This is a genomic window from Pseudomonas sp. QS1027 (genome assembly GCF_002814235.1).
Classification (GTDB): domain Bacteria; phylum Pseudomonadota; class Gammaproteobacteria; order Pseudomonadales; family Pseudomonadaceae; genus Aquipseudomonas.
In genome coordinates this window covers 317,116-338,404 of the sequence record NZ_PHSU01000011.1, presented here as the reverse complement: position 1 = coordinate 338,404, position 21,289 = coordinate 317,116, and the positions used below count along the sequence as shown (strand labels likewise).

The following is a 21,289-nucleotide window of genomic DNA, read 5'->3' as shown; positions in this document are numbered from 1 at the left end:
GCAGTCCGCTCCTGAGCTTTTCCAACACAGTTAGTGGAGAGATCACCTTGGTAGAGTACGTAGTTTCCCTCGATAAGCTCGGCGTCCATGATGTAGAGCACGTAGGGGGCAAGAACGCATCCCTGGGCGAGATGATCAGTAACCTCGCGGGTGCCGGTGTATCGGTCCCCGGCGGCTTTGCCACTACGGCTCAGGCGTATCGTGATTTTCTCGAACTCAGTGGCCTGAACGACCAGATCCATGCGGCGCTGGATGCGCTGGATGTCGATGACGTCAATGCCCTGGCCCGCACTGGCGCACAGATCCGCCAGTGGATCATGGAAGCCGAGTTCCCCGAGAAGCTCAACGCCGAGATCCGTACTGCCTTCGCCGCCCTGTCGGCGGGCAATCCGGACGTGGCTGTGGCCGTGCGTTCCTCGGCCACCGCCGAAGACCTGCCGGACGCGTCCTTCGCCGGCCAGCAGGAAACCTTCCTGAACATCCGCGGCGTGGAAAACGTGATCCGCGCGGCCAAGGAAGTCTTTGCCTCGCTGTTCAACGACCGCGCCATTTCCTACCGGGTGCACCAGGGCTTCGACCACAAGCTGGTGGCCCTGTCCGCCGGTGTGCAGCGCATGGTGCGTTCGGAAACCGGCACCGCCGGCGTGATGTTCACCCTCGACACCGAGTCGGGCTTCCGTGACGTGGTGTTTATCACCGGCGCCTACGGCCTGGGTGAAACCGTCGTCCAGGGCGCGGTGAACCCGGATGAGTTCTACGTACACAAGGGCACCCTCGAAGCCGGTCGTCCCGCCATCCTGCGCCGCAACCTGGGCAGCAAGGCGATCAAGATGATCTACGGCGACGAAGCCAAGGCCGGTCGTTCGGTCAAGACCGTCGACGTCGACAAGGCCGAGCGCGCGCGTTTCTGCCTCAGCGATGCGGAGGTCAGCGAGCTGGCCAAGCAGGCGATGATCATCGAGAAGCACTACAAGTGCCCGATGGACATCGAGTGGGCCAAGGACGGTGACGACGGCAAGCTGTATATCGTCCAGGCCCGTCCGGAAACCGTGAAGAGCCGCACCCAGGCCAACGTCATGGAGCGCTACCTGCTCAAGGAAACCGGCACCGTGCTGGTGGAAGGCCGTGCCATCGGCCAGCGCATCGGCGCCGGCAAGGTACGGATCATCAAGGACGTGTCCGAGATGGACAAGGTCCAGCCAGGCGACGTGCTGGTCTCCGACATGACCGACCCGGACTGGGAACCGGTGATGAAGCGCGCCAGTGCCATCGTGACCAACCGTGGCGGGCGTACCTGCCACGCGGCGATCATCGCCCGTGAGCTGGGGATTCCGGCGGTGGTCGGTTGCGGTAACGCCACCCAACTGCTGAAAGACGGCCAGGGCGTGACCGTTTCCTGTGCCGAAGGCGATACCGGCTATATCTTCGAAGGCGAGCTGGGCTTCGATATCAAGAAAAACTCCGTCGACGCCATGCCGGAATTGCCGTTCAAGATCATGATGAACGTCGGCAACCCGGATCGCGCCTTCGACTTCGCGCAGCTGCCGAACGCCGGTGTGGGCCTGGCCCGCCTGGAGTTCATCATCAACCGCATGATCGGCGTGCACCCCAAGGCGCTGCTGAACTACGCCGGGCTGCCAACGGAAATCAAGGACAGCGTCGACAAGCGCATCGCCGGTTATGACGATCCGGTCGGCTTCTATGTCGAGAAGCTGGTGGAAGGGATCAGCACCCTGGCGGCGGCGTTCTGGCCGAAGAAGGTCATCGTGCGGCTGTCGGACTTCAAGTCCAACGAATACGCCAACCTGATCGGCGGCAAGCTCTATGAGCCGGAAGAAGAAAACCCGATGCTGGGTTTCCGCGGCGCCTCGCGTTACATCAGCGAGTCGTTCCGTGACTGCTTCGAACTCGAATGCCGTGCCCTCAAGCGCGTGCGCAACGAGATGGGCCTGACCAACGTCGAAATCATGGTGCCTTTCGTCCGTACCCTGGGCGAAGCCAGCCAGGTGGTCGACCTGCTCGCCGCCAACGGCCTGGCCCGTGGCGAGAACGGCCTGCGGGTGATCATGATGTGCGAGTTGCCCTCCAACGCCATTCTCGCCGATGAATTCCTCGAGTTCTTCGATGGTTTCTCCATCGGTTCCAACGACCTGACCCAGCTGACCCTGGGCCTGGACCGCGACTCCGGGATCATCGCGCACCTGTTCGACGAGCGTAACCCGGCGGTGAAGAAGCTGTTGTCCAACGCCATCCAGGCCTGTAACAAGGCAGGCAAGTACATCGGCATCTGCGGCCAGGGGCCTTCCGATCACCCGGACCTGGCGCTCTGGTTGATGGAGCAGGGCATTGAAAGCGTGTCGTTGAACCCGGATTCCGTGCTGGAGACCTGGTTCTTCCTGGCTGAAGGGCAAGCGCAGGCCTGACTGAATAGGGCGCCGACCTGAACGGTCGGCGCCATTTTGAAGTTGGGTGTTACAAACCTTATTGTCAGGGCGAGTCCACATGGGCCGCCCTTTTTTGTGCAAGAGCCTTATGCAAAGCAGCAGCAATCTTTTTCCGGTGGCTTTGATCAGCGCCGAGCGTCGTGGCGATCTCTGTGAAGACGTCTATCGTTTGAAACCGGGCAACAGCCCCGATGGCACCGTCGAGCTGGCGGTCACCCGCCTGGGCCTCGCCGACGAGCCCGAGGCACGTGGCGTGCCGGTGATCCTGTTGCATGGCAGCTTTTCCAACCGGCGCTTCTGGTATTCCGCCAAGGGCATTGGCCTGGGCGCCTATCTGGCGCGTGCCGGGTTCGACGTCTGGATCCCGGAAATGCGCGGTCATGGGCTGTCGGCGCGCAATCACGGTTATCGACGCAATCGCGTGGCCGATTACGCCCGTTATGACCTGCCGGCCATTGCCGCCTTCGTGCGCGAGCAAAGCGGGCAGATTCCCCACTGGATCGGCCATTCCCTGGGTGGCACCACCCTGGCGGCGGCCCTCGGCGGTCAATACCTGGGGGCGCCCGCGGTGGCTTCGGCGGCCTTGTTCGGCTGTCAGGTCAGTCGCACCTACTGGCCGTTGAAGATTCCGCCAGTGGAGTGGGGCGGTCGCCTGCTGCTGCGGCGTTTCGCCCATTTGTCCGGTTCGCGCCTCAAGCGCGGCCCGGAGGACGAGCCCATCGGCCTGGCCCTCGAAAGCCTGCGCTGGTATGGCCTGTTCGGGCGTTTCCGGGACGCCGAGCGGGATTGGTGGGGTGGCCTGGCCGAAGTGGATGTGCCGGTGCTGGCCGTCACCGCTGTCGGCGATCACCAGGACCCGGCCTGGGCCTGTCGCAAGCTGTTCGAGCAGATCGGCTCGGCGCACAAGCACTTTCTCTGCCTGGGCCGCGAGCAGGGTTTCAGCTCGGATTTCGGCCATGTCGAGATGCTGGTGAGCAAGCCGGCACAGGCCGAAGTCTGGCCAAAGGTGGCCGATTGGCTGCGGGACCAGCAGGTTTTCCTACAGGCCGAGTCAGCCGTCGTTCAGGAAACGGTCTGACAAGGGCATTCCGCTCACGGGTGGTAAAGGCTAAGATATGACGCATTGAGCGGTTTGGGTCATTGTCTAAACATTCGACCGGGACAAGCGTTTCATCTTGTAGCGCGACCTGCGTAGTCTGGCATTCTCGATTCCACCTACAGGAGTTTCCCCCATGGACCATTACGTCACCCCCGACCTGTGCGACGCCTATCCGGAGTTGGTACAGGTGCTTGAGCCGATGTTCAGCAATTTCGGTGGCCGCGATTCCTTCGGTGGTGAGATCGTCACCATCAAGTGTTTCGAGGACAACTCCCTGGTCAAGGACCAGGTCGAGCTTAATGGCCAGGGCAAGGTGCTGGTGGTCGATGGTGGTGGTTCCCTGCGCCGTGCCCTGCTCGGCGACATGCTGGCCGAGAAGGCGGCGAAGAACGGCTGGGAAGGGCTGGTGATCTACGGCTGCATCCGCGATGTCGACGTGATTGCCCAGACCGACCTGGGGGTGCAGGCCCTGGCCAGCCATCCGATGAAAACCGACAAGCGTGGCATTGGCGACCTCAATGTCCCGGTCACCTTTGCCGGCGTGACCTTTCGCCCGGGCGAGTACATCTACGCGGACAATAACGGCGTGATCATTGCGCCCAGCCCGCTGAAGATGCCTGAGTAAATTTTTGCAACACAATGGGGTAAGGATGTTCGAGGAAGAAAACGCGCAGTGGGGGCTGGTTCATGCCCTGGTTCTGGATGGTAGGGGCGGTGCGCGCTCGATTGCTCGGACGGAGCTCGATGGCCTGCAGCTGCAGTCGGAGGAAAGCCTCTGGTTGCACTGGGATCGCAGCCATCCGCAGACCCATACCTGGTTGCGCACTTCCAGCGGCTTGAGCGAGTTCAACTGTGACCTGCTGCTGGAAGAGAATACCCGGCCGCGTTTGTTGCCGTTGCCCGAAAGCGAGTTGCTGCTGTTTCTGCGCGGGGTCAACCTCAACCCCGGCGCCGAGCCTGAAGACATGGTCTCGGTGCGGGTCTTCGCCGCCCATCAGCGGGTGATTTCCCTGCGCTTGCGGCCGTTGCGCGCCACCGATGAGTTGCTGGTGCAACTGGAACAGGGCAAGGGGCCGAAAAACGCCGCCGAACTGATTCTCTACATCGCGCAATACCTCACCCTGAAGGTGCAGGATCTGGTCAGCGACCTCTCGGAAGTGGTCGATGACGAAGAGGAAAAGATAGATGCCGACGAACGGTATAGCCCCGAACATGGCGCCATCGTGCAGATACGTCGCCGGGCCGCCGGGCTGAAACGTTTCCTGGCGCCGCAGCGGGATATTTTCGGCCAGTTGAGCCGGATCAAGCTGCCCTGGTTCGCCGATGAAGAAGCCGGTTACTGGAACGAATTGAACAACAGTCTGACCCGTTACCTGGAAGAGCTCGAATTGACCCGCGAGCGCGTGGGGCTTGTACTTGAGGCCGAGGACCGACGTCTGAACGTGCGCATGAACAAGACCATGTATCGCTTCGGGATCATCACCGGGATCTTCCTGCCGATGAGCTTCCTGACCGGTCTGCTGGGGATCAACGTCGGGGGTATTCCGTGGTCCGGAGACCCCTACGGTTTTGTCATCGCGTGTCTGCTGATCGTCGCCGTTGCCGTCGGACAATGGTGGCTTTTCCGACGTTTGCGCTGGGTTTGAAACATGTTTCATGTGACCTGCAAAAAAATGATCGCGTCTTTCACAGATATACCGAGAGGTGCGTATGCACGATCCGTTCGAACAATCCCTGCGTGACATGCTCAAGGCCTCGCCGTCCACCCGTGACGACGACGCTTGCCTGGGGCGTGTCCTGAAAACCGCCAACCGGCAGGTTGGCGCCGGTGATCTCTTCAGTCTGATGGGCCGTTGGCTGCAGGCGCTGATGATCGCCCTGAACAACGGATCGGCCCATGTTTCGCCGGTCTCCCGTCGTACCCCTGTTGCTCGCTCCACGGATAAGGCTGACTGAATATGGAACTTGATCTCTGGACCCAGAGCCTCGTCACGGCAATGACTGCCTTGTGGACCAAAGTCGCGAACTTCATCCCCAATCTGTTCGGGGCGCTGGTGGTGGTGTTGCTGGGCTTCGTCGTGGCCAAGCTGCTCGACACCCTGCTGTCCAAGCTGCTGGCCAAGTTGGGCCTGGATCGCCTGATGGGCGGTACCGGGTTGACCAAGTTGCTCGGCCGTGCCGGCCTCCAGGTGCCGATCTCGACATTGATCGGCAAGATCGTTTATTGGTTCATTTTGCTGATTTTCCTGGTTTCTGCGGCCGAATCCCTTGGACTTGAGCGAGTTTCAGCTACGCTCGACATGCTGGCCCTGTATTTGCCGAAGGTATTCGGTGCGGCCCTGGTGCTGCTGGTGGGGGTTTTGCTGGCACAGCTGGTCAGCGGGCTGGTGCGCGGTGCGGCCGAAGGGGTTGGCCTGGATTATGCCTCGGGCCTGGGGCGGGTTGCCCAGGGCCTGGTGATTATCATCAGTATTTCGGTGGCGATCAGTCAGCTGGAGGTCAAGACCGACCTGCTGAACCATGTGATTGTCATCGTGCTCATTACCGTTGGTCTGGCCGTTGCGCTGGCCATGGGGTTGGGTAGTCGGGAGATCGCCGGGCAGATCCTGGCGGGAATTTATGTGCGTGAGTTGTATCAGGTTGGGCAACAAGTGCGAGTGGGTGAGGTCGAAGGACAGATTGAAGAGATTGGCACGGTCAAGACCACATTGCTGACCGATGAGGGTGAGCTAGTCTCTCTCTCCAATCGGATCTTGCTGGAGCAGCATGTGAGCAGTCGCTAACCCGGCAAACCCTGCTACTCTATGCCGCCGCAAAAATGCCCGCAGCCATGGGCTGCGGCGGACATTGACCTGACTGTCGGCCCGACTCGTTTTGAATAAAGCTCAATCGCTCTCCATGCGCTACGACCCCCGCGAACTCACCGATGAGGAGTTGGTGGCGCGTGCGCATTCGGAGCTGTTTCATGTGACTCGCGCCTATGAAGAATTGATGCGGCGCTATCAACGCACCTTGTTCAGCGTTTGTTCAAGATATTTAGGGAACGAACGCGATGCGGACGATGTCTGTCAGGAAGTGATGTTGAAGGTGCTGTATGGCCTCAAGAACTTTGAGGGTAAATCCAAGTTCAAGACATGGCTATATAGCATCACGTACAACGAATGTATTACGCAGTATCGCAAAGAGCGCCGAAAGCGGCGCCTGATGGATGCGTTGAGTCTCGACCCCCTCGAGGAAGCGTCTGAAGAGAAGACGCCGAAACCTGAGGAGAAGGGCGGACTGGATCGATGGTTAGTGCATGTGAACCCGATTGACCGGGAAATTCTGGTGCTACGATTTGTCGCAGAGCTGGAGTTTCAGGAGATTGCAGACATCATGCACATGGGCTTGAGCGCCACGAAAATGCGCTATAAACGGGCCTTAGACAAATTGCGTGAGAAATTTGCGGGTATCGCTGAAACTTAGTTCAGCGCAAATGTCTCTTACGTGTAGGCAAGTTCTGCTACACTTGCCGCCGAGTTGTCCCCCGGTTTGTGGGACTGCTTTACAATCACCAGATGGGGATTTAACGGATGAAACTGAAAAACACCTTGGGCTTGGCCATTGGTTCTCTGATTGCCGCTACTTCGTTCGGCGCACTGGCACAAGGCCAAGGCGCGGTCGAAGGTGAGCTGACGTACGGCAAAACCTGGAACCACAGCGTCGATGACTACCAGAATGGTCGTACCAACGCCGCTTCGATCGGTTACTTCCTGACCGACGATGTTGAAGTGCTCCTGCAGTACGGCACTGACAAGTACACTCGTTCGAGCACCGACACTGGCAACCAGAACATCAATGGCGATCACTTCGCACTGAAGTCCCAGTACCACTTCGGCACCGTTGGCGACGCTATCCGTCCTTATGTTGAAGGCGGCGTGGCTCACGGCAGCATGACCAACGTAGCTGCTGATGGCCACACTGGCCGTGACCAGTCCTCCTACCTGACCGCTGGCGCTGGCGCCAAGTGGTACATCACCGACAACCTGTACACTCGTGCCGGCGTTGAAGCTGACTACAAGATGGACAACGGTCGTTGGGACTACCAGGCTCTGGTCGGCCTGGGCGTGAACTTCGGCGGCAGCGGCGGCAAAGTAGCTCCGGCTCCAGCTCCTGCTCCAGTAGAAGCGGCTCCAGCTCCAGTAGCTGAATCGGCTCCTGCTCCACAGGTTGTCAAAGTTGAGCTGGACGTGAAGTTCGACTTCAACAAGTCCGTGGTCAAGCCTAACAGCTACGGCGACGTGAAGAACCTGGCTGACTTCATGAAGCAGTACCCAGCAACCAACACCGTTGTTGCTGGTCACACTGACAGCGTCGGTCCAGATGCTTACAACCAGAAGCTGTCCCAGCGTCGTGCTGACGCTGTGAAACAAGTTCTGGTCAAAGACGGTATTGCTCCTAGCCGCATCCAGTCGGTTGGCTACGGCAAAACCCGTCCAGTGGCTGACAACGCCACTGAAGCTGGTCGCGCCATCAACCGTCGCGTAGAAGCGTCGGTAGAAGCCCAAGCTCAGTAATTAGCTTGCGGTAAGAAAAAGCCCGGCTTCGGCCGGGCTTTTTTTCGCCTGCGATTTGAGCCCGGCGCGAGCACCGACCTGCGCTCGGGTGCTTTCGGACAACGCTTCATCAGATTTTCATCATGATTGGCTGGCGCCACCCGGCCATCATCGCACCGCTCAATAAGAACGAGACGGGGCGCAGTGTGCAGAGTAATCAACTACCCGCGACCAGGTGTCCGGGCTTTTTATGTGGTGAACAGGTTGTACAGGTACGGGCGGGGGAGGCCGGCGTGTGCCTGGCCCATGACGAGGCGAACGTCTCCTGGTGCCTGCCGGCGGGCTGGCAGGGCTTGCTGGTGGCGCGGGGCATGTTGCGGGTCATTGGCGGTGACCTGCTCAGCGAGCGCCCCGTGGAGGCGAGCCTGGTCAAGCTGCAGGTGTTTATCGACCAGGGCATGAGCTTTGAACGGGCACGATCGGCCGCCGCGCCCTGGGCGGCCTTGCCCCTGGCGGCCGGGGTCTCGGCCAGCCGGACCTTGCTCGAATCCTGGTATATCGACTGCGCCTTGCGCGCCGATCCCGCCTATCAGCGTTTTGCCGAAGTCCTGCGGCAAAACCAGGACTACTGGCTGGTGCGTTTTCTCCTGGAGCAGGGCACCACCAGCGAGAAACTGATTGGCCTGGCCAAGCGTTATGGCGTGTCGGTCTCGCATTTTCGCCGGTTATGCCATCAGGCCCTGGGCTGTGCGGCCAAGCCCGAGTTGCGTGACTGGCGCACGGCCAAGGCGCTGCTGAGCATGATCGGCGGCGAGTGTTCGCTGACCGATGTGGCGCTGGAATTCGGTTATGCCTCTTCGTCGCATTTTTCCAAGGAGGTCCGTGAACTGCTGGGCGTGGCGCCCAGTCGCCTCTGCGATATCCAGGCGTCCATGGGTTTGATGATCTCGTGACAGTCAAGACGTCAGCCACTGACGTGTTCCTCGGGGGTGTGGTGATGGGTATCCCGAAAGAGGCGCTCAAGGAGATGAGCGAAACCGGTAACGAACAGGTGCAGGGCCTCTATGCCCACGCCTGTCAGTTCCAGGAGCAAGGACGCCTGGAGGAAGCGGAAAAACTCTTCCGTTTCCTGTGTATCTACGATTTTTACAACAGTCATTACTGGATGGGGCTGGCGGCGGTCTATCAGGTCTCCGGGCACTACCGCAAGGCCATCGAGCTGTATGCGGTGGCGTTTGCCCAGGACCGTGGCGACTACCGGCCGATGTTCTATACCGGCGAGTGCCAACTGGCGCTCGGCGCGCACGCCAAGGCCCGGGAGTGTTTTGACTATGTGCTCGGACAGGCGGTTCACGGCGAGCTGCCACGGCGCTCGCGGGCCTATCTCGAGGATTTGCAGGCGGTCCTCCTGTCGTCATGTTCCGGCGTGGTTTGCGGGAAAATGAACCCATGAGCTACCTGGTTCCGGGAGAGTGTGACTACTTTATCGAGCAACAGGTGATGGTGCTGCTCGCCGAGCATTTTTCAGTACCGCGCAGAAGGATCCGCTTCGAGTCGAGGCTGCTCGAAGACCTGGGCAGCAACGACATGGACCGTGCCGAACTGGTTGAGCGGCTCAATGCGGCGTTCCGTATCAGGTTATCGGTCGGTGAGGTCGTACGCTGGCGGACCGTGGCGGATCTGTGTCGCCTTGTAGGAAACGCCCGGGGAGAGGCGAGGAGCTACTAAAACTCCTGCATTTTGGCGCAGTTTGTATGAAGGAATCGGCCTCGGACCTGTAGGTTTTGTCGAGTGGGCTGCTTTGTTGAATATTCCTTTTCCATGCGGGAAATGTCCTACCGACATGGCTCGATGTGAATTCCTATAGTCGTGACGTTCCTCGTGAATAGGCCCTTTTCCCGGGTTTATTTTTGAATGGTCGTACATCTCTATAGAGGATTGCGTCGAGGTTATGGACAGCGTCACTGGAAAGACTCCGCGACAAACCTTCGTCTTTGGTCAATGGATATTGCAAAGCGATGGAAACCTGGTGAGATGCGGCCGGGGCGTTCATCTGCCGCCCAAGGAGTTGCAGGTGCTGCGCCTGTTGCTGGGTTCGGCTGGCCGGCTGGTGACCAAGGATCGTTTGCTCGACAGCGTCTGGCCTGGCATGGACGCGGCCGAGGAGTCGCTGACACGCTGTATCTATGTGCTGCGCAAATTGCTCGAGGAGAGCAAGGGCTACATCGCCACCGTCTACGGCAAGGGCTATCGTTTTACCGGTCCGGTGGTGCCGTTGCTGCCGGTGTTGGAGGACCCGCTGGGCGCCTTGCCGACCGAGCTGATAGCCGCCTGTTGCGAGCCCTGGAGTGCGCTGCAACTGGCCGATACCTGGCTGGCCTTGTCGATGCTCGGTTTGTGTGATCGCGGCGCGGGGGTCGAGCAGGCGCGGGCGGCGGTCGCCCGGGTCCTGGAGCTGGAAGCCGGCAATCAACAGGCGCTGGCCCGCCTGGCCCTGGTCACCAGCCTGCAAGGTTGCGCCGAGGCGACCGCGTTGCCGCCTTGTGGATGAGCCGGGCTCGTGGTGCGCCTATGGTTTTTGCCGGGTCCCGGCTATAATCGCCGGCCACTATCGCCGCCATCCGAGTCAAGCCCGCCCATGTATAACCTGGCCCGCCAGCTGTTGTTCAAGTTTTCTCCGGAAGTCTCCCACGATTTGTCCCTGGACCTGATCGGCGCGGGTGGCCGCCTGGGACTTAACAGCCTGTTGTGCAAGGCCCCGGCGTCGAACCCGGTGACGGTCATGGGCCTGGACTTTCCCAACCCGGTGGGCCTGGCCGCGGGCCTGGACAAGAACGGCGCGGCCATCGACGGTTTTGCCCAGCTGGGCTTCGGCTTCGTTGAAATCGGCACAGTGACGCCACGGCCGCAGCCGGGCAATCCGAAACCCCGGATCTTCCGCCTGCCGCAAGCCGAGGCGATCATCAATCGCATGGGCTTCAACAACCTGGGTGTGGACAACCTGGTGTCGCGGGTTCGCGCCGCGCGCTACAGCGGCATCCTCGGGATCAATATCGGCAAGAACTTCGATACGCCGGTGGAGCGTGCCGTCGATGACTACCTGATCTGCCTGGACAAGGTCTACGCCCACGCCAGCTATGTGACGGTCAACGTCAGCTCGCCGAACACCCCGGGCCTGCGCAGCCTGCAATTCGGCGATTCGCTCAAGCAACTGCTCGAGGCCCTGCGCGTGCGCCAGGCTCAGTTGGCCCAGCAGCATGGCAAATACGTGCCGCTGGCGATCAAGATCGCCCCGGACATGACCGACGAAGAGACGGTGCTGGTGGCCCAGGCGCTGCTGGAGTCGGGCATGGACGCGGTGATCGCTACCAACACCACCCTGAGTCGCGTCGGTGTCGAAGGCCTGGCCCATGGCGACGAGGCCGGTGGCCTGTCCGGCGCGCCGGTGCGCGAGAAGAGTACCCATACCGTCAAGGTGCTGGCTGCTGAACTGGCCGGGCGTTTGCCGATCATCGCGGCCGGCGGTATCACCGAGGGCGAGCACGCGGCTGAGAAGATCGCCGCCGGGGCGAGCCTGGTGCAGGTGTATTCGGGGTTCATCTACAAGGGACCGGCGCTGATTCGCCAGTCGGTGGATGCCATCGCGGCCTTGCGGCGCTAAGCCTGGGGCATTAAAAAGGGCTCCGTAGGAGCCCCTGGGCCGAAGCCCGCCGCCCGGATGGGGCGTGCATGGTAAGTCGGTTGTTGCTCAAATTGTCATGTCGGAATGTGCCCTGATCAGCCGACAGCGTGAAGTTCGTTGAGTCTGTGGATTCCCGCAGTGCCGGTCATACCGTCCCAGTTGTCGCCGCGTCCTTCTCGCCAGCCATTGATCCAGGCTTGGCGTACCGACGGTAGAGTAAAGGGGCAAAGCTCACGGGATTTGCCATGAACGCCGTATTGATATCCGCGTAAAAATGCTCTTTCCAACGGATCACGCTTAAGTCTTCTCATAGGGTGTTGCCCTCACTGGTTGACTGTTATATGTCCCGTCGACCTCTTGGCGAAGTCGGGCAGAATGCATCTACCTTGGTGCTCGCTGCCGGCGTGGCGAGCTCCGCCCTGGTACGAAAAAGCACTTGGGCGATTTCGCGGTAGGGCGGGGTGTTGACGCCATTGCGACGTCAACCTGATGTGAGTTCTAACCAATGCGCAGGGGCGTGTGAATGACCGTTTTGTCATAAGGACGTAACGATAATGGTGTTATGGCCATAAGATGTGATGGCCGTTGGCTCGAGTAGCGGAAGAAAACCCAGCTATGATCAGCCCTTAGATGAATGATGAGTTTCATTCTCTGTTGCGAATGCCGACCCGTTGTAGTCAGGTATTATTCGACGAAGGGTCACGATGTGACTTTTTGTTACGAGAGTTTTTGTTAAAAAAGGACTTTTATTACGAGAGTTGAGCTGTCCAGGCATCAAGGTTCTTTCAACCCCTCCGGTTGCAGGATCTGCCTGGATGGACAGGCGCAATGGTGCGCCACACGAGCGCTCTTCGAGAAAAGCGCTTGATCGAAACCGAGCGGGCGATGCGTTTGCCCGTTCCTTGAAGGCTTGAAGCCCGGGAATTCCCATGTCGGATCGTTACGAACTCTTCCTCACTTGCCCTAAAGGCCTTGAAGGCCTGCTTCTTGAGGAAGCCGTCGGGCTTGGCCTTGAGGAGGCGCGCGAGCACACCTCGGCCATCCGTGGCACGGCCGATATGGAGACCGCCTATCGTCTGTGTCTCTGGTCGCGACTGGCCAACCGTGTACTGCTGGTGCTCAAGCGCTTCCCGATGAAGGACGCCGAGGACCTTTACCATGGCGTGCTCGACGTCGACTGGCAGGACCACATGGTCTCCGACGGGACCCTCGCCGTTGAGTTCAGCGGCCATGGTTCGGGCATCGACAACACCCATTTCGGCGCCTTGAAGGTCAAGGATGCGATTGTCGACAAACTGCGCACTCCGACCGGCGAACGTCCGTCCATCGACAAGATCAGCCCGGACCTGCGCATTCACCTGCGCCTGGACCGTGGCGAGGCGATCCTCTCCCTCGACCTGTCCGGCCACAGCCTGCACCAGCGCGGCTATCGCCTGCAGCAGGGGGCCGCGCCGCTGAAGGAAAACCTCGCGGCGGCGATCCTGATCCGCTCCGGCTGGCCGCGGATTGCCGCCGAAGGCGGGGCCCTGGCCGACCCGATGTGTGGTGTCGGGACCTTCCTGGTCGAGGCCGGGATGATCGCCGCCGATATGGCGCCCAACCTCAACCGCGTGCACTGGGGCTTCGACGCCTGGCTCGGTCACGTACCGGCGCTGTGGAAGAAACTTCACGAAGAAGCCACGGTGCGTGCCGAAGCCGGCCTGGCCAAGCCGCCGCTGTGGATTCGCGGTTATGAAGCCGATCCACGGCTGATCCAGCCCGCGCGCAACAACATCGAGCGCGCCGGCCTGAGTGAATGGATCAAGGTCTACCAGGGCGAAGTGGCGACCTTCGAGCCGCGCCCGGACCAGAACCAGAAAGGCCTGGTGATCTGCAACCCTCCCTACGGCGAACGCCTGGGCGACGAAGCCAGCCTGCTCTACCTCTACCAGAACCTCGGCGAGCGCCTGCGCCAGTCCTGCCTGAACTGGGAGGCGGCGGTGTTCACTGGTGCCCCGGACCTGGGCAAGCGCATGGGCATTCGCAGCCACAAGCAGTATTCGTTCTGGAACGGCGCCTTGCCGTGCAAGCTGTTGTTGATCAAGGTCGTGCCGGATCAGTTCGTCACCGGCGAGCGTCGCACACCGGAACAACGCCAGATCGAACGCGAACAGGCTGAAGTCCTGGCGCAGGAGGTGGCCGAAGCACCGAAATTCAACAAGAACGGCAATCCGATCAAGCCGGCACCGACCCCTGCGCCAGTGGTCGAGCAGGCCCGCCTGAGCGAAGGCGGGCAGATGTTCGCCAACCGTTTGCAGAAGAACCTCAAGCAATTGGGCAAGTGGGCCCGGCGTGAAGGCGTCGACTGCTATCGGGTGTATGACGCCGATATGCCGGAATACTCGCTGGCCATCGACCTGTACCACGACTGGGTGCACGTCCAGGAATACGCCGCGCCGAAGTCCATCGATCCGGAAAAGGCCCAGGCCCGACTGTTCGATGCCCTGGCGGCGATTCCCCAGGCGTTGAACGTCGACAAGAGCCGGGTGATCATCAAGCGCCGCGAGCGCCAGAGCGGCACCAAGCAATACGAGCGCCAGAGCGCCCAGGGCAAATTCACCGAGGTCAACGAAGGTGGCGTGAAGTTGTTGGTCAACCTGACCGACTACCTCGACACCGGTCTGTTTCTCGACCACCGGCCGATGCGCCTGCGGATCCAGAAAGAGGCGGCCGGCAAACGCTTCCTCAACCTGTTCTGCTACACCGCGACCGCCAGTGTGCACGCGGCCAAGGGCGGTGCGCGCACCACCACCAGCGTCGACCTGTCGAAAACCTACCTGGACTGGGCGCGGCGCAACCTGTCGCTCAATGGCTTCTCCGACAAGAACCGCCTGGAACAGGGGGATGTGATGGCCTGGCTGGAGGCCAGTCGTGATGAGTTCGACCTGATCTTCATCGATCCGCCGACCTTCTCCAACTCCAAGCGCATGGAAGGCGTGTTCGACGTCCAGCGTGACCACGTGCAGTTGCTCGACCTGGCCGTGGCCCGCCTGGCACCGGGCGGCGTGCTGTATTTCTCCAACAACTTCCGCAAGTTCCAGTTGGACGAGCACCTGGCGACGCGTTATGCCGTCGAGGAAATCAGTGCCCAGACCCTGGACCCGGATTTCGCCCGCAACAGCAAGATCCACCGCGCCTGGAAAATCAGCGCCCGCTGATCACAACGGATCCCGGGCCCTGATATTCAGGGCTCGGGTTATTCGTCCGCGTCGGGCACGTTGGGTTGGCGGTACAGGTCCAGCAACACCTGATCGAGTACCGAGGAGGCACCCCAGGGTTTCGGGTCGTTGAGAATCGCCACCACCGCCCAGGTGGTGCCGTTATCGTCGCGGCTGAAGCCGGCAATGGCGCGCACGGTGTTCAGGGTCCCGGTCTTGATATGGGCCTCGCCACGCATGGCCGTCTGCTTCAGGCGTTTGCGCATGGTGCCGTCGGTACCGACGATCGGCAGCGAACTGATGAACTCCGCGGCATAGGGGCTCTTCCAGGCCGATTGCAGCATGCTCGCCATTTCCCGCGCGCTGACCCGCTCGGCACGGGACAGGCCGGAGCCGTTCTCCATCACCAGGTGCGGCGCGATAATGCCTTTTTTCGCCAGCCACTGACGCACCACCCGCTGCGCCGCCTTGGCGTCATCGCCGTCGGCATCGTTGCGATACTCCGCACCCAGGCTCAGGAACAGTTGCTGGGCCATGGTGTTGTTACTGTATTTGTTGATGTCGCGGATGATTTCCGTCAGGTCCGGCGAGTAGGCCCGAGCCAGCAGGCGGGCGCTCTTGGGCACCACGTCGGAACGGTCCTTGCCATGGATGCTGCCGCCCAATTCCTGCCAGATGGCGCGCACGGCACCGGCGGCGTAGGTCGGGTGGTCGAGCAGCGACAGGTAGGTCTGCGAGCTGCAGCCTTCGGCCAGTTGGCCGCTGACGGTGACCAGGGTACTGCCGTCGTCCTGGACCACCGGGTTGTAGCGCACGTCGCCGGAGCACTGTTTGGCATTGACCGCCTTGACCTGGTTGTCGATGCGGATGCTGGCAATCGGCGGCTCCACCGAGACCAGCACCTTGCCCGAGTCGTTGCGCGCGACGAAGCGCAGGGCCTTGAGGTTGACCATCAACGCATCGGGCTTGACCAGGAACGGCTTGTTCTCGTCGTTGCCGTCGTCATTGAATTCCGGCAGTTGCGGCTGGATGAAGAAGCTGCGGTCGAGGACCAGATCGCCGGTCACCTGGTTCACGCCATTGGCCCGCAGATCGCGCATCAGCAGCCAGAGTTTTTCCATGTTCAGCTTCGGGTCGCCGCCGCCCTTGAGGTACAGGTTGCCTTGCAGGACGCCGTTGCTCAGGGTGCCGTCGGTGTAGAACTCGGTTTTCCACTGGTGGTTGGGGCCGAGCATTTCCAGGGCGGCGTAGGTGGTGATCAGCTTCATGGTCGAGGCCGGGTTCACCGACACGTCGGCGTTGACCGCCGTGGGGATGCCGGGGCCGTCGAGTGGCACCAGCATCAGGGACAAGGCGTCGTTTTGCAGCTTGCTGGCTCTGAGCGCCTGCTGGACCTTGGGAGAGAGGGTGGTGTTGACGGGCGCTGCGTAGGAGGGGAGGGCCAGGGGAAGGAGAAGACCGGCGAGCAGCAGCGGACGTAAAGATTTGATCATATGAAATGGAACCCTACCGTCGAAGGGGAAATACGAGGGCATGTGGACAAAAATCCCTCAATGGTCGTGAAATTGACGGCATTATGCCCCAGGGCAGCGGAACTTGGGCCTTGGGCCGGCCACGTATTACTGATTTTTTTCCGCGGATCGGCCCGGCGGCAGCACAGATCCGGGCAATTGCAGCCTTAAACTGATAAAGTGCCGCCCGTTATTACTTTTGAGGATTGTTTCATGGCGACTAACCGTTCCCAGCGTCTGCGCAAAAAGCTGTGCGTCGATGAATTTCAGGAGTTGGGTTTTGAGCTGAACCTGGATTTCAAAGAAGACCTGAGTGAAGAGGCTATCGACGTTTTCCTCGACGCATTCCTGAAAGAAGCGATGGAAGCCAACGGTCTTGGCTATGTCGGCGGCGATGACTACGGTCTGGTTTGCCTGCAGAAGCGTGGCTCGGTCAGCGCTGAACAACGTGCTAACGTTGAAGCCTGGCTCAAGACCCGCAGCGAACTGACCTCCGTTGAAGTCAGCCCGTTGATGGACGTCTGGTACCCGGACAAGCCGATCAATCCGGTCGCCTGATTTCCCGGTAACGCATAAAAAACGGACAAGCCTGGCTTGTCCGTTTTTTTATGCCTGGGATTCCATCAATCGTAGATGGCTTTCTTCTTCCAGTCGGCGTCGGCTTCGACGTCCTTCAGGCCCATGGTCAGCTCGTTGACGTCTTCTTCAGTCGGCTTGATGTTGGTGAGCACCATGGAGTTGGCGCGGGCCAACAGCTTCTCCATGAAGATCAGCTGTTCGTTATAGACCGCCGGCTCAGGCTGCTTGCGCAGGTATTGCACGCCGCGCTCGAAGGCCAGGCGCGCCTGTCCCGGCTGTTCCTGTTGCAGGGCATGCTGGCCGAGGTTGTTGAAGAACTCGATATGCAGCAATACCAGGATATGCCGCACTTCACGGATCCAGTGCTTGGCTTCGGTGGCGGGGAGGAAACCGTCCTGGGCCGCGCGGGTGATCTGGCCGTGCAGGGCTTCCAACAGGAAGCGTACATCCTTGGCCTTGGCTTCGGTCTGGATCGGGCCGGGCGGGTTGTTGACCGGAATCGACTCGCCCTGGCTGACCAGCGCCGTGAGCTCGGTCACCCGGGCCTTGAATTTGCTGTTGGTCTTTTCCATGTTCAGCAGCCGCTGGTTCACGTTGAGTTCCAGGCGTGTCAGCAGCAGCTTGAGGGCCGGGCTCATCAATTGGCCGGGGAAGGTCTCGGTGATTTCTCCGCAGCGGCGCAGGCGGTCATTGAGCTCGACCTTGAGTCGGGCCTTCTCCAGCTTGCGGCTTTCCGCCATATGATTGAGGAAGCCGATGGCGATCAGGAGAAAGATCCCGGCTGCGACCAGCAGGGTGATCATGAATGGTGTCACCGTTAAGACCTCTTCAAGGTGTAATGCGAACGAGTGTAGTGGCTTGGCGTTTTCGCCGATAGCATTGATCGACGCGCTGCATGGCGCCTGGGATAGAGCACATCGCCACTATTTCCCGAGATCACTATAACGTCTTGTCGGGCGCCAGAATATAGGCGCCAAGGGGCAGACGCGAGGAGCGCCGGGAAAGCCCTGTAAAGGGTGGCGAAGTCATTGATTTAAATAAATTTATCCTTGGGGGTTGACGCCCCCTCGATCCATCCATAGAATGCGCGCCACTTGCAGCGTAAAGCACACAGCGAAGCGCGGCAGGGAGTGAAGTTGTAGTGTGTCCCCTTCGTCTAGTGGCCTAGGACACCGCCCTTTCACGGCGGTAACAGGGGTTCGAGTCCCCTAGGGGACGCCAATGCGGGAATAGCTCAGTTGGTAGAGCACGACCTTGCCAAGGTCGGGGTCGCGAGTTCGAGTCTCGTTTCCCGCTCCATTTTTAAACAGCACTGCTTTCGGGCGGGGCTGAGTGAAACCAGAACCGATATCTTCGGATGCGGATTTGGGCACTGGAATACACACCATGTGTTTCAGTTAGCGTGTCCCCTTCGTCTAGTGGCCTAGGACACCGCCCTTTCACGGCGGTAACAGGGGTTCGAGTCCCCTAGGGGACGCCATTTGCGGGAATAGCTCAGTTGGTAGAGCACGACCTTGCCAAGGTCGGGGTCGCGAGTTCGAGTCTCGTTTCCCGCTCCATATTCAATGAAAACGCCGCTCAGTGATGAGCGGCGTTTTTGTGTGTGCGTGATTCAGCAGTTGCTGTTCGACTTCGCGTCGGATCAAGGCAGTGGACCCGCCAGAAGGGCGGGTCCTATAGGGCTCAGAGCTTCGGCATCTGCCCGATGCTCCCCATCATTTCGGTCACGATCTGCAGGTCCAGGAGGAATTGCTCGACCGTCTTGAACTCGTTGTCGGTGTGACCGGTGTACTTGACCTCGGGCCTGGCCAGGCCGAACTGCACGCCATTGGGCAACTCATGGGCCGAGGTTGCGCCGGCCGAAGTGCCGAACTTGTGTTCCATGCCCAGGTTTTCGCTGGCCACCGCCAGCAATGCCTTGACCCATTCACCCTCGGGGTTGCGGTACATCGGTTCGGCGATCGAGTAGTCGAAGGCCGGCGCAATGTGGGTCTTTTCGCTCCAGGCGCTCAGCTTGCCGGCGATTTCGCCCTTGAGCGTTTCCGGAGACTTGCCCTTCGGCACCCGCAGGTTGACCGCGAGCTTGAAGGTTTTTTCATCCATCCCGACATAGGTCAGGGATGCCGTCAGCGGTCCCATGAAGGCGTCGGAAAAGCCCACGCCCAATTTGCCACCCAGGTAGTCCAGGCCCCAGTTGTCGGCGGCGTAGCGGGCGGCGTCGGTGATGTGGTTGTGCTTGAGCGCGATCTTGCCGTCCAGGCTGTTGATGAAGTCCAGCATTCTCGCCACCGGGTTGACCCCTGACTCGGGCTCGGAGGAGTGGGCGGAAACGCCGGTGACCGTCAGCTTGACCTCCTTGCCGACGACTTTGGCGGTGATATCGAAGTTGCCGCCATTGCGCTTGGCATAATCGGTACCGGCCTGCTGCAGGCTGGCGGCCAGTTCGGCGGGCTTGTCACTCGCCAGGGTGGCGACCGACGTCGACGGAATCTGGTTGGTGGCCATGCCTCCGGTCAGCGAGAGGATTTCCGCGCCTTTGCCCTCGGCTTTGCGTCGGGCAAAGTTGGCCATGACCGTGCCGTAGCCTTTCTCGGCAATCACCACCGGGTAGCCGCCATCCAGCGCCAGGTTATAGCTGGGGACCGGGTTGTGTTCGAAGTAATAGGGGATGGCGTCGCCGGTGGTCTCTTCGGTGGTGTCCACCAGCAGTTTGAAGTTTCTCGCCAGTGGCAGCTTTTCTTCCTTGATGATCTTCATGGCGTAGAGCGCCACCACGATGCCGTTCTTGTCATCCTCGGTGCCCCGGCCGTACATGCGGTCGCCGATCAGGGTGACCTTGAACGGGTCGAGGCGGGTGCCGTCTTTCAGTACCCAGTTCTCCGGTGTCACCGGCACCACGTCGGCATGGGCGTGAATGCCCACGAGTTCATCGCCACTGCCGTCCAGGGAAATTTCATAGACGCGGTTGTCGACGTTGCGGAAGTTCAGGTTGAAGGCCTGGGCCAGATCCTTGATTTTTTCGCCGATCCTGATGAATTCGGGATTCTCGTGCTGGGCCACGCCGTCCACGCGGACGGTCGGGATAGCCACCAGCTCACGCAAGGTCTCGGTGGCCGCGTTGCCGTATTTCACCCGAGCATAGAGGCCCAGCAGGCGATGGATCTCGTTCTGCTGTTCGGGGGAAAGGGTTTTGTTGTCGAGGAATGCACCGATGGCCGGGCCGAGGTCGTCGATCTTGGCCAGGTCGCTCTTGCCCAGGCGTCCGAGGAACTGCCTGAAATCCGTGACCGATGCGTCACTGAAGGTGCCCAGGATGGCCGCACTCTGTTGCGGGGTGATGTTGGCTTGTGCGGGCGTGGTGAGCAACGAAAGGCTGGCCAGCATCAGGGTGGTGGTGGCCAGGTGTTTGAGTGGGAAATTCATTACGGGAAGCATTCCTTTGCAGGTAGTTTGTGAGAAAAATCTGATCGATAGGACAGATATTTTCCCAAGCTAACACCATAGGGCCGCTGTGCGGGAGTCCTTGATGTAGGATTTTTCCTGGGGAAATACAAACCACGCTGAATCTTTTCCCGCTCAAGGGCCTCGTCGGTGGGCTGCTTATAAAGACAGCATCAGGCGCCCGGCAAACAGAATCAGCACCACGCCCATGGTGCGTTCGAACCAGTGACCCATTTTCAGGAACGCCTGGCGGACCCGCTCGCTGGAAAACAGCAGGCTGACCAGGATGAACCACAGCGCATTGACGCTGCACATCCACAGGCCATAGAGCGCCTGGATCTCCAGTGGGGTCGAGGCGCTGACCACCGTGGTGAAGATTGCCAGGAAGAACAGCGTGGCCTTGGGGTTGGTGGCGTTGGTCAGGAAGCCGATCATAAATGCCTTGGCCAGGCTTTGCCGTGGGAGGTCGTCGGCGGCTTGGCCGAAATCTGTGCGCGCTGCCTGGGCTTTGCTGCGCAGCAGGTTGATGCCCAGGTAGAGGATGTAGCCACCGCCGATCACCTTGGCGACGTTCAGCAGCCAGGGTGCGCTGTGCATCAGCGCGCCGACGCCGAGCAGGGTATAGAGCACATGCACCGAGATCCCGGCGCCGATGCCGAGGGCGGTGATTACGCCGATGAGCCGGCCGAAGCGCACGCTCTGGCGAATGGTCACGGCGAAATCCGGGCCGGGGGCGACCACGGCGAGAAAGTGAATGGCCGCCAGGGCGAGGAATTCGTTCAGGTATTGGCTGTGCATAGG

20 protein-coding genes and 4 tRNA genes are annotated in these 21,289 nt (G+C 60.5%); 19 read left to right on the top strand and 5 right to left on the bottom strand.

Annotated features, from left to right (window positions below; translation table 11 throughout):
- The first annotated feature begins 47 nt into the window (after positions 1–47).
- The 13 genes from ppsA to CWE01_RS12310 all read left to right on the top strand — a co-directional run bounded on the left by ppsA (position 48) and on the right by CWE01_RS12310 (position 11,739).
- On the top strand, positions 48–2,423 hold the full coding sequence (gene ppsA / locus CWE01_RS12370; RefSeq protein ID WP_100940805.1) for a phosphoenolpyruvate synthase: 2,376 nt from the start codon (positions 48–50) through the stop codon (positions 2,421–2,423).
- A gap of 109 nt (positions 2,424–2,532) precedes the next feature.
- Complete coding sequence (locus tag CWE01_RS12365) at positions 2,533–3,522, top strand: alpha/beta fold hydrolase (RefSeq protein ID WP_100940804.1); 990 nt, start codon at positions 2,533–2,535, stop codon at positions 3,520–3,522.
- 154 nt (positions 3,523–3,676) lie between these two features.
- Complete coding sequence (gene rraA, locus CWE01_RS12360) at positions 3,677–4,168, top strand: ribonuclease E activity regulator RraA (protein WP_100940803.1); 492 nt, start codon at positions 3,677–3,679, stop codon at positions 4,166–4,168.
- A 25-nt stretch (positions 4,169–4,193) separates the two neighbouring features.
- Positions 4,194–5,189, top strand: a complete 996-nt coding sequence (locus tag CWE01_RS12355; RefSeq protein WP_100940802.1) for a zinc transporter ZntB — start codon at positions 4,194–4,196, stop codon at positions 5,187–5,189.
- 58 nt (positions 5,190–5,247) lie between these two features.
- Positions 5,248–5,499 carry a CrfX protein gene (locus CWE01_RS12350; RefSeq protein ID WP_371917139.1) on the top strand — a complete coding sequence of 84 codons (252 nt, stop codon included), beginning with the start codon at positions 5,248–5,250 and terminating at the stop codon, positions 5,497–5,499.
- A 2-nt stretch (positions 5,500–5,501) separates the two neighbouring features.
- Positions 5,502–6,326, top strand: coding sequence for a mechanosensitive ion channel domain-containing protein (locus CWE01_RS12345; protein ID WP_100940800.1), 825 nt, complete (start codon positions 5,502–5,504; stop codon positions 6,324–6,326).
- Between the two features lie 91 nt (positions 6,327–6,417).
- Positions 6,418–7,008 (top strand): RNA polymerase sigma factor SigX, encoded by a 591-nt coding sequence (gene sigX / locus CWE01_RS12340; RefSeq protein ID WP_100940799.1) that lies wholly within the window; start codon positions 6,418–6,420, stop codon positions 7,006–7,008.
- Positions 7,009–7,115: 107 nt separating this feature from the next.
- The gene (locus CWE01_RS12335; protein WP_100940798.1) at positions 7,116–8,099 is read left to right on the top strand and encodes an OmpA family protein; all 984 of its coding nucleotides are present in this window, start codon (positions 7,116–7,118) and stop codon (positions 8,097–8,099) included.
- A 122-nt stretch (positions 8,100–8,221) separates the two neighbouring features.
- A complete protein-coding gene (locus tag CWE01_RS12330) occupies positions 8,222–9,031 on the top strand; it encodes a helix-turn-helix domain-containing protein (protein WP_100940797.1) in 810 nt (269 codons plus the stop codon).
- Positions 9,028–9,531 (top strand): SycD/LcrH family type III secretion system chaperone, encoded by a 504-nt coding sequence (locus CWE01_RS12325; protein ID WP_256579345.1) that lies wholly within the window; start codon positions 9,028–9,030, stop codon positions 9,529–9,531. The genes CWE01_RS12330 and CWE01_RS12325 overlap by 4 nt, the downstream gene beginning before the upstream one ends.
- On the top strand, positions 9,528–9,806 hold the full coding sequence (locus tag CWE01_RS12320; protein WP_100940795.1) for an acyl carrier protein: 279 nt from the start codon (positions 9,528–9,530) through the stop codon (positions 9,804–9,806). The genes CWE01_RS12325 and CWE01_RS12320 overlap by 4 nt, the downstream gene beginning before the upstream one ends.
- Before the next feature lie 301 nt (positions 9,807–10,107).
- Positions 10,108–10,629, top strand: a complete 522-nt coding sequence (locus CWE01_RS12315; RefSeq protein ID WP_256579344.1) for a winged helix-turn-helix domain-containing protein — start codon at positions 10,108–10,110, stop codon at positions 10,627–10,629.
- A gap of 87 nt (positions 10,630–10,716) precedes the next feature.
- Positions 10,717–11,739, top strand: coding sequence for a quinone-dependent dihydroorotate dehydrogenase (locus CWE01_RS12310; RefSeq protein WP_100940793.1), 1,023 nt, complete (start codon positions 10,717–10,719; stop codon positions 11,737–11,739).
- 116 nt (positions 11,740–11,855) lie between these two features.
- Here CWE01_RS12310 and rmf read toward each other — a convergent pair whose 3' ends face one another.
- Positions 11,856–12,071, bottom strand: a complete 216-nt coding sequence (gene rmf / locus CWE01_RS12305; protein ID WP_002553055.1) for a ribosome modulation factor — start codon at positions 12,069–12,071, stop codon at positions 11,856–11,858.
- Positions 12,072–12,689: 618 nt separating this feature from the next.
- On the opposite strand from rmf, the gene rlmKL reads away from it, so the two are divergent.
- Positions 12,690–14,957 carry a bifunctional 23S rRNA (guanine(2069)-N(7))-methyltransferase RlmK/23S rRNA (guanine(2445)-N(2))-methyltransferase RlmL gene (gene rlmKL / locus CWE01_RS12300; RefSeq protein ID WP_100940792.1) on the top strand — a complete coding sequence of 756 codons (2,268 nt, stop codon included), beginning with the start codon at positions 12,690–12,692 and terminating at the stop codon, positions 14,955–14,957.
- A gap of 38 nt (positions 14,958–14,995) precedes the next feature.
- On the opposite strand, the gene dacB is transcribed toward rlmKL, so the two are convergent.
- On the bottom strand, positions 14,996–16,450 hold the full coding sequence (dacB, locus tag CWE01_RS12295; protein ID WP_100940791.1) for a D-alanyl-D-alanine carboxypeptidase/D-alanyl-D-alanine-endopeptidase: 1,455 nt from the start codon (positions 16,448–16,450) through the stop codon (positions 14,996–14,998).
- A 231-nt stretch (positions 16,451–16,681) separates the two neighbouring features.
- Here dacB and CWE01_RS12290 point away from each other — a divergent pair, with 231 nt between their 5' ends.
- The gene (locus CWE01_RS12290) at positions 16,682–17,026 is read left to right on the top strand and encodes a YggL family protein (RefSeq protein WP_100940790.1); all 345 of its coding nucleotides are present in this window, start codon (positions 16,682–16,684) and stop codon (positions 17,024–17,026) included.
- Positions 17,027–17,091: 65 nt separating this feature from the next.
- On the opposite strand, the gene CWE01_RS12285 is transcribed toward CWE01_RS12290, so the two are convergent.
- Positions 17,092–17,850, bottom strand: a complete 759-nt coding sequence (locus tag CWE01_RS12285) for a hypothetical protein (protein ID WP_100940789.1) — start codon at positions 17,848–17,850, stop codon at positions 17,092–17,094.
- A 342-nt stretch (positions 17,851–18,192) separates the two neighbouring features.
- Between CWE01_RS12285 and CWE01_RS12280 the strand changes: the two genes are divergently transcribed.
- The 4 genes from CWE01_RS12280 to CWE01_RS12265 all read left to right on the top strand — a co-directional run bounded on the left by CWE01_RS12280 (position 18,193) and on the right by CWE01_RS12265 (position 18,606).
- Positions 18,193–18,268, top strand: a tRNA-Glu gene (locus CWE01_RS12280).
- A 2-nt stretch (positions 18,269–18,270) separates the two neighbouring features.
- Positions 18,271–18,346, top strand: a tRNA-Gly gene (locus tag CWE01_RS12275).
- A 105-nt stretch (positions 18,347–18,451) separates the two neighbouring features.
- Positions 18,452–18,527, top strand: a tRNA-Glu gene (locus CWE01_RS12270).
- 3 nt (positions 18,528–18,530) lie between these two features.
- Positions 18,531–18,606, top strand: a tRNA-Gly gene (locus CWE01_RS12265).
- Between the two features lie 124 nt (positions 18,607–18,730).
- Here CWE01_RS12265 and CWE01_RS12260 read toward each other — a convergent pair.
- Positions 18,731–20,470, bottom strand: a complete 1,740-nt coding sequence (locus tag CWE01_RS12260) for a dipeptidase (RefSeq protein ID WP_100940788.1) — start codon at positions 20,468–20,470, stop codon at positions 18,731–18,733.
- Positions 20,471–20,647: 177 nt separating this feature from the next.
- Entirely contained in the window at positions 20,648–21,286 is a 639-nt protein-coding gene (locus CWE01_RS12255; protein ID WP_100940787.1) for a LysE family translocator, read from the bottom strand.
- Positions 21,287–21,289: the final 3 nt, after the last annotated feature.